Annotated in this window: 1 pseudogene; it reads right to left on the reverse strand. The window is 31.0% G+C overall.

Annotated features, from left to right (window positions below):
- Positions 1 to 68, reverse strand: a pseudogene (locus ACFINS_RS10170) (superoxide dismutase); the annotation flags it as partial.
- Between the last annotated feature and the right edge of the window lie 193 nt (positions 69 to 261).

Here is a 261-nt window from a genome sequence, read left to right on the forward strand (position 1 = left end):
GTTTCGCGTGACATATAAGGCGAAAGGCTATCATAATCGTAAGGTAAAGGTGCTAGTTCAAAAGCCATTTAAAATCTCCTTGATTCTAATTGTTAAGCTCACTCGATAAGCCTAATTTGCCATTTACAGCACCTAAAATCAAATGTTGAAGTTTATTTGTATTAATTTAGTTTTTGTGATCATTTCTTGGTAAAGATACTTTTTCTTGCTATATTTTCTTAATTAATCAAAATACCACTGATTGATTTAATCCTACTCCTG

The sequence above is a fragment of the Bartonella sp. AA2SXKL genome (assembly GCF_042197205.1).
Lineage (GTDB): Bacteria > Pseudomonadota > Alphaproteobacteria > Rhizobiales > Rhizobiaceae > Bartonella.